At 48.4% G+C, this 6,186-nt stretch carries 8 protein-coding genes; 2 read left to right on the top strand and 6 right to left on the bottom strand.

What is annotated here, in order from left to right; all coding sequences use genetic code 11:
* Positions 1 to 258: 258 nt before the first annotated feature.
* Positions 259 to 750, bottom strand: a complete 492-nt coding sequence (locus RWJ43_RS05690; RefSeq protein ID WP_314008841.1) for a hypothetical protein — start codon at positions 748 to 750, stop codon at positions 259 to 261.
* Between the two features lie 188 nt (positions 751 to 938).
* Between RWJ43_RS05690 and trxA the strand changes: the two genes are divergently transcribed.
* Positions 939 to 1,256, top strand: a complete 318-nt coding sequence (gene trxA, locus RWJ43_RS05685) for a thioredoxin (protein WP_035431459.1) — start codon at positions 939 to 941, stop codon at positions 1,254 to 1,256.
* 93 nt (positions 1,257 to 1,349) lie between these two features.
* Positions 1,350 to 2,066 (top strand): phosphatase PAP2 family protein, encoded by a 717-nt coding sequence (locus tag RWJ43_RS05680; RefSeq protein ID WP_314008839.1) that lies wholly within the window; start codon positions 1,350 to 1,352, stop codon positions 2,064 to 2,066.
* Here the strand turns inward: RWJ43_RS05680 and RWJ43_RS05675 are convergent.
* The 5 genes from RWJ43_RS05675 to RWJ43_RS05655 form a co-directional block, all read right to left on the bottom strand.
* Entirely contained in the window at positions 2,026 to 2,523 is a 498-nt protein-coding gene (locus tag RWJ43_RS05675; RefSeq protein WP_314008837.1) for a metallophosphoesterase family protein, read from the bottom strand. The two genes, RWJ43_RS05680 and RWJ43_RS05675, sit on opposite strands and share 41 nt — an antisense overlap.
* A 52-nt stretch (positions 2,524 to 2,575) precedes the next feature.
* Positions 2,576 to 3,289, bottom strand: a complete 714-nt coding sequence (locus tag RWJ43_RS05670; protein ID WP_314008843.1) for a LytTR family DNA-binding domain-containing protein — start codon at positions 3,287 to 3,289, stop codon at positions 2,576 to 2,578.
* A 50-nt stretch (positions 3,290 to 3,339) separates the two neighbouring features.
* Positions 3,340 to 4,680: a histidine kinase gene (locus tag RWJ43_RS05665; RefSeq protein ID WP_314008835.1), complete on the bottom strand. Its 1,341-nt coding sequence runs from the start codon at positions 4,678 to 4,680 to the stop codon at positions 3,340 to 3,342.
* 6 nt (positions 4,681 to 4,686) lie between these two features.
* Positions 4,687 to 5,310: a QueT transporter family protein gene (locus tag RWJ43_RS05660; protein WP_314008833.1), complete on the bottom strand. Its 624-nt coding sequence runs from the start codon at positions 5,308 to 5,310 to the stop codon at positions 4,687 to 4,689.
* An 84-nt stretch (positions 5,311 to 5,394) separates the two neighbouring features.
* Complete coding sequence (locus RWJ43_RS05655; RefSeq protein WP_314008831.1) at positions 5,395 to 6,141, bottom strand: glutamine amidotransferase; 747 nt, start codon at positions 6,139 to 6,141, stop codon at positions 5,395 to 5,397.
* Between the last annotated feature and the right edge of the window lie 45 nt (positions 6,142 to 6,186).

The raw sequence follows: 6,186 nt of genomic DNA, 5'->3' as shown, positions 1-6,186 counted from the left end.
CACAAACGTAAGATTCTGGACACGCTGAGGGTCTTCTGCAAACCAGTTCTTCAGCGTAGCTTTTGTATCTTTTAAGCTGGCGTAATGCTCTGCAAGGGCACGCCAAGCTTTAGTCTGTGTTGCGTCAGTAGGCAAAATATGTGGTGCTGTAGGTGATGCCATACCCGTCTCCTTCTTTTGACTATCTCAAGGATAATCTTCGCAACGCTCATGAAACGCCACAATGTCGTTTTTCGTAAAAAATACGACAAATCGTTACTAATAAGGCTCTCCCAAAGGTGGGACTTGTTTAATAGCCGCCCAGCGTAACTGCTTCTGATGAGGATCATCAAGCGCTCCGGCAAAGTTATCAAGATTTACCATGCGCATTCCACACACACGAACAAGAACACGGGGCGAGAAGGTCTTCTCGGCGTCAGTTTTAAGCTGTTCAAGCTCTCCTGCGTATGCTTCACGCACTGATGCAACTGCTGCATCATTTACCAGGAGCACCGTGTCAGGGCTAAAAGCACTTATCGCCTGCCTAACGAGCTCTGGATTTATAGGATCGCCTGTTTTTGTGGTGGTAAGCAAGGTGGCCCATGCCTCAGGAGCATAGCCTAAATGCTCTAAAGAAGCTTTAAGTGCAGAAAGTTCAGCCTCTTCAAAGTCTTCCTGCCCTTTTACCAATAAAACCGATGCAAAAGCATTGCCTGCCATACACACCCCCTGAGCAGCAAAATCTCCAAACTCATGCGTTGTTTTTGCCATGTAGGCTTCTTTTCGCATAAATCTTTCGCTTGGCATGCGCACCTCTTTCTTATATGCCAACTATGCACGTAATTCACAATTTGAGCAAGTCTATAAAGTTATGTGTATACACTTCTCTAATTTGGGGATAAGTTTGCTAGCAATAAAAAGTTAATGGCTTTATAGCCGTATGTAACTGGAGGTTCGTTATGGCACAGCAGCTCACTACTGCAGAGTTCGATTCTGTTCTTGCTAACGCAGACAAGCCTGTCCTCGTTGATTTCTGGGCATCCTGGTGTGGTCCTTGCCGCGCTCTTGGCCCAGTCGTTGAGGAAGTTGGCCATGAGATGGCAGACAAGCTTGACGTCTACAAGGTAAATGTTGACGACGAGGCTGATCTTGCAACTCGTTTCCGCATCGTTTCTATCCCAACCCTCATCCTTTTCAAGAACGGTGAGCCAGTTCACACCATGGTTGGCAATCTTCCTAAGGCTGACCTCGTTTCTGAGCTTAACGCTAACCTGTAAGTTCTTGTGTGTCACGCGCTTGCGCTGGCTTATCATTGAACTAAGCGGCGGTACGTCTATCGGCGTGCCGCCTTTTTGTTACAAGGAGAACTAATGGCCGATAAAAGCCTTGATGCTCAAAAGACAGGACTTTTAACAGGAGTTCGCAAGCGCCTTTTTCTACAGCGTCTGCGTTCTAGCCTTTCTACCATCATTCTGCTTGTCTCATCAGCAATTTTTATTTTTCTGTTGATTGACGTTTCTGAAGGCGACGTCATTGGCATTGATCACTTTGCCTACAGACTTTTTGTTGTCCACCTCAGAACTCCCCTCCTCACAGAGATAATGGAAGGGTTCTCTGGACTTGCAAGCCCCGTCACCGTTATTGTCATGCTTATTGTGGTTGCTGCTTTTGCACCAGGACCAAGTGTTGGCAGGCTTGCCTTTATTAACCTGGGTGGCGTTGTTGTTGTTGACCTTATCTTTAAGGCTATTGTCCAGCGTCCTCGTCCAGATGGCTTTAGGCTAGTAGTTGAAACTGGCTACAGCTTCCCTTCGGGCCACTCGATGTTCTCGATGGCTTTTTATGGCCTGCTCATTTGGCTTGTCTGGCATTACGAGAAAGACAAGCTACAACGTTGGATTTGGTGTGGCCTGTTCTCTGGCGTCATCATTATGATTGGCGTCAGTAGAATTTATCTGGGTGTGCACTACGCTACCGACGTCATTGGTGGTTTCTCGCTTGCCCTTGTATGGCTCGTGCTTTTTACCAAGCTGATGATTCCATCGCTTATTTACAAGAAGAAAGCACCTCAAGCGAAGACAGACTAATTATCTCTGCGCTGACTACCTGGGCTGTTTCATCATCGACAATAATGCGTCCCATAGTTGCGCCCTCGCGACCACGCGGGTAGGTAGGGCTTCCTGGATTCATTACAAATGTATTGGTCCACTCGTCACGCTGTACAAAAGGCTTATGCGTGTGACCGCAGATAGCAATATTGCATTTGACCAGGTCAAGCCTCTCGCGATAATGACATACCTGCCACTTGAGACCAGCTGCAAAGAAAATAATCTTTTTCTTTACCATGGGACCATAGTTGTAGCAGAAGTCATTATTGCCCAAGCAAAGCTTAACGGGAGCAATCTCCTGCAGTGTTTGATAATCGGCGTTGGAGGTAATATCTCCTGCATGCACAATGTAGTTGGCGCCCTGCAGAGCTTCAAGCAACTCAGATGACAAATACCCATGCGTATCTGAAATTACATCAAACCTTACCAGTGCCATACCAAACTCCTACGTGCGCTTTTAAGCCTCTGGCGAGAAACCCTTTGAGCTTCTACAGTCCCAGTGCTCGTTTGAGTGCAACCACACGACGGCGAGAAACCGAGATGTGACGCTCCTCAAATCCCTGAATAGTCAACTGTAGGATACCAGCAGAGATAACCTCAACATCGTCAACATACTCAAGATTCACGATAAAGCTACGATGAATGCGGAAGAATCCGTGTGGAGCAAGGCGCTCTTCAAGTTTTTGCAGAGAAATAGTAGACAAGAAACGGTCATCTTCTGTGTAGATACAGGAGTAATCGTCTTTTGCCTCAATGAAGCGAATCTGATCAATAGGAACAAGAACTTTGCTTCCGCTCTTAATGACAGGAATACGCTCAATAGTTGCCATAGGAGACTGAGGGCGCAGACGCTCCTCAACCTTATCAAGGGCCTGCTCAAGGCGCTCGGTCTCAACGGGCTTCATCAGGTAATCAACGGCATTAACGCCAAAGGCATCTAGTGCGTACTCACTATATGCAGTGACAAACACAATCTGAGGAGGGTTCTTCAACTTGTGAAGAGCCTCTGCAAGCTGCATTCCATTTGTCTTAGGCATAGAGATATCAAGGAACATGACCTCAACGCGAGACTCCATGAGTTTCTCGACAGCATCCCTTGCACTTGTGGCCTCAATGATTTCCTCGAGACGGCCGGTCTCCTCAAGCAAGAACCTGAGCTCAGAACGGGCTGGAGCCTCGTCATCAACAATCATGGCACGCATGTCATTCATCTCCCAACGACCTAACGCAGCGTTAAGCAAAACCGATACTACTATGCTGTTGCCTGCAGAGCCGCACCTGCAAGCTTGAGTGTCACGCACGTACCCTGACCTGGCTTAGACATGATTTCCATGCCAGATCCAGCGGCGTAGAAGCGCTCAACTCGCTCAGCTACGTTCTTAATGGCAATACCCGTGCCCCTATTTCTCCCCGAAGAATCCTGCGGGGTAGGACCTTGACCATTAAGCAAGCGAGAAACAGTCTCTTCATCCATTCCAAGACCATCATCAGCAACAGATATAAGAATATCATCATCATCATCGCGTGTGACGTGGATGTCAATATGGAGGGCGCCTTCATCTTTCATAGCGTGCCTCACGGCATTCTCGACAATAGGCTGAATCAAAAAAGACGGTACCTGAATATCTTCGCATCCCTCATCGACATGCTCAGACTCTTGAATACGCTCTTCTCCAAAACGCGCCTTCTCAATTGTCAAATACCTGCGCGTTTGTGTCAATTCCTGAGAAAGCGGAATGAGCGCACCTTGAGAGCTCTCAAGCGTACGGCGATAAAACACAGAGAACTCGCGAAGCAGGTCTCGCGCCTTATTGGGGTTTGTACGCGTAAGAGATGCAATGGTATTGAGCGTGTTGAACAAGAAATGCGGATTAATCTGTGCCTGCAAGGCTTTGACCTCTGCTCGAGCGGTTAACTCTGCCTGGCGATCAAGCTCATATGAGGAAAGCTGCGTGGAGAGAAGCTCGCCCAGTCCCTCAGCAATTGCCAACTGCGTACGATCAATTTCAATGCCACGACGATAGTAGAGCTTGATAGTGCCAACCGTGCGGTCCTGAACAATCAACGGAACAATGATGCCAAAGGAACTGCCACCATTGCCAAAGCCCCCGCGCCTTTGTAGTACCTGCTGACGACTATCTACCGAGACAAACGTCTCCATGCGGCCACTTTCCAGAACCTCGGTTGCAGGGCCAACCACTTTTGAACCAGGCATATGCGATGTTGCAATGTCTCCCTCAAAGCCCAGCACGTACTCTGTATCCGTGATGGAAATAGCAGCTGCAGAAGTTTCTGGAAGCAATAGTGTGCAGATAGTTGGCGCTGTTTCTTGCGACAAGCCTCCGCGTAAGGTCTTGAGCGTCTTAGAGGCAACCTCAAGTGTTCGCTCTGTTGCCTGAGACCGAGCGTGCTCGTTACCCGGCTGAGTAGTGCCGCCAAAAACAATGACTGTGGCAAGTCCTCCGCCTGCAACAAGAGCGGCAAACAGGTTGTCTGCCATGACACTCCAAGAAAGCAGACCCAGCAATACACAGGCGAGAAGAACCAGGACCACCCTGGTTGACCTCTGTATGTACTGAGCAAGTCTCTGCATGGCTGTCTAGTTCTCCACAGATTCTGTAGCAGAATCCTCAGAAGCAAGCTGCTGAGGTAAAGACGAATGCTTAAGCGCGCGAGCTAAAGGAGCACCAAGCACATAGAGAACAACAGCTTCTCCAAGTCCTGTGGTAATAAAGCCAAACAAGAACATAAGAGGATATGAGCCGTCGAGCTCAATAGTGGTAAATGGAATTGTGTAGAATCCCAAGCCCTGAAGCAAAATGGGAAGATACGCAGAAACAATTACTGCATTTGCAAGCACAGGTCCTAGAAGTGCAAGTGGTACATTCTTCCTATTTTTCCAGGTAAACCATGCACCAAGGGCAGTTGCCAAGGAGCCAAAGACTACGTCCAACAACCCCAAAGCACCTGTGCCAGAAATAACCATATTTGCAAGGTTGGCAATGACGCAACCAAGTGTCAGTCCTGGAATTGCGTCAGCAGTAAAGAGCGCAAGAACAACAACTGCCTCTGAAATGCGGAACTGCACAGGACCCCAGGCTAGACCGCCCAAAAAGAGAAGGGTTGCAAGAGTAAGTGCTGCATAAAGAGCCGCAATGATACCGATACGTGCAAGGCGCTGGGCGCGCTGTTTTGTTGCATAAGCTGAAGAAACCTGTGGCAAAACAATCCCCTTGTTAACTCTAAAAACTTAGTTCATGATACGACGAAACGCATATATGAGCAAATGAGCAGCGCAGACATACAATTAGTAATGCAGGTGCATTCCTGGATAGACCATCTCGCGAGCGTGCTTCTGATATGCCGCAACTGCCTCTTCCTCAAAGGCCAGAGGGGTGTCCTCCTCGCCCGCCATATCCAAAATCCAGCGTGTGAGGTATGGGTTGAGCGGAAGCAGCGGGCCAATAAGCCAGGTGGCAATAGCGTTCTTGCGACGGAAGCCCTCCAACTTGCTTTCTTTATTGATGCCAAATCCAACCTTATTCTTAAGGAAGTAGCAGTTAGAGTTATCTCCCTCGGTAAGAGTGAACTGCATCTTAAAGCCCACAACAGTAAAGGGTTCTTTGCCGTTACCAGGATCAAATTCACCCACCTGAACGTCGTGGAAACGCTGGGGCATATAGCGAGTGGTCACAAAATTGAAGAGACCCAAGCCCTCAATCTCTGAGCCGTCAGGATTGACGATTTTCTGGCCAAAAAGCTCTGAAGCGTTACCGGCAAACAGCATAGGAACGCCCTGATCAGCCAGCTCAGCAAGCCTGTCCTTGTAAGGCATAAGGCGAGAAATAATAAGCTCTTGCTGGGCTTCTGTCATGCCGCCCATAATGATTGCCGACGGCGTATGCTCCACAAAGTAAGGCGTTGCTGCGTGAGAAGTGTATACGAAGTTCTCTTTTGGAAGGCAAGCTTCCAGGTAGAGAGCGTTTCCGTTATCTCCACCCTGGTTACCGTACTCTGGATAGAGAATCTCAATCTTAGTTGCTGGATTACTCATGGGAGGCCTCCATCTGTTTCAAGCGCTCAATGATACGGTTTCTAC

Origin of the sequence: Lancefieldella parvula (assembly GCF_963530955.1) — a bacterium.
GTDB classification, from domain to species: Bacteria; Actinomycetota; Coriobacteriia; order Coriobacteriales; family Atopobiaceae; genus Lancefieldella; species Lancefieldella parvula_A.
The sequence above is the reverse complement of the archived record's forward strand: the minus strand, read 5'-3'. Positions and strand labels throughout refer to the sequence as shown.

What these genes read in the sequence shown, in the direction of transcription:
- trxA (WP_035431459.1), top strand. Translation starts at nt 939, where the DNA reads ATGGCACAGCAGCTCACTACTGCAGAGTTCGATTCTGTTCTTGCTAAC.
- RWJ43_RS05670 (WP_314008843.1), bottom strand. Translation starts at nt 3,289, where the DNA reads ATGCGTGCCATGATTGTTGATGACGAGGCTCCAGCCCGTTCTGAGCTC.
- RWJ43_RS05680 (WP_314008839.1), top strand. Translation starts at nt 1,350, where the DNA reads ATGGCCGATAAAAGCCTTGATGCTCAAAAGACAGGACTTTTAACAGGA.
- RWJ43_RS05690 (WP_314008841.1), bottom strand. Translation starts at nt 750, where the DNA reads ATGGCAAAAACAACGCATGAGTTTGGAGATTTTGCTGCTCAGGGGGTG.
- RWJ43_RS05665 (WP_314008835.1), bottom strand. Translation starts at nt 4,680, where the DNA reads ATGCAGAGACTTGCTCAGTACATACAGAGGTCAACCAGGGTGGTCCTG.
- RWJ43_RS05675 (WP_314008837.1), bottom strand. Translation starts at nt 2,523, where the DNA reads ATGGCACTGGTAAGGTTTGATGTAATTTCAGATACGCATGGGTATTTG.
- RWJ43_RS05655 (WP_314008831.1), bottom strand. Translation starts at nt 6,141, where the DNA reads ATGAGTAATCCAGCAACTAAGATTGAGATTCTCTATCCAGAGTACGGT.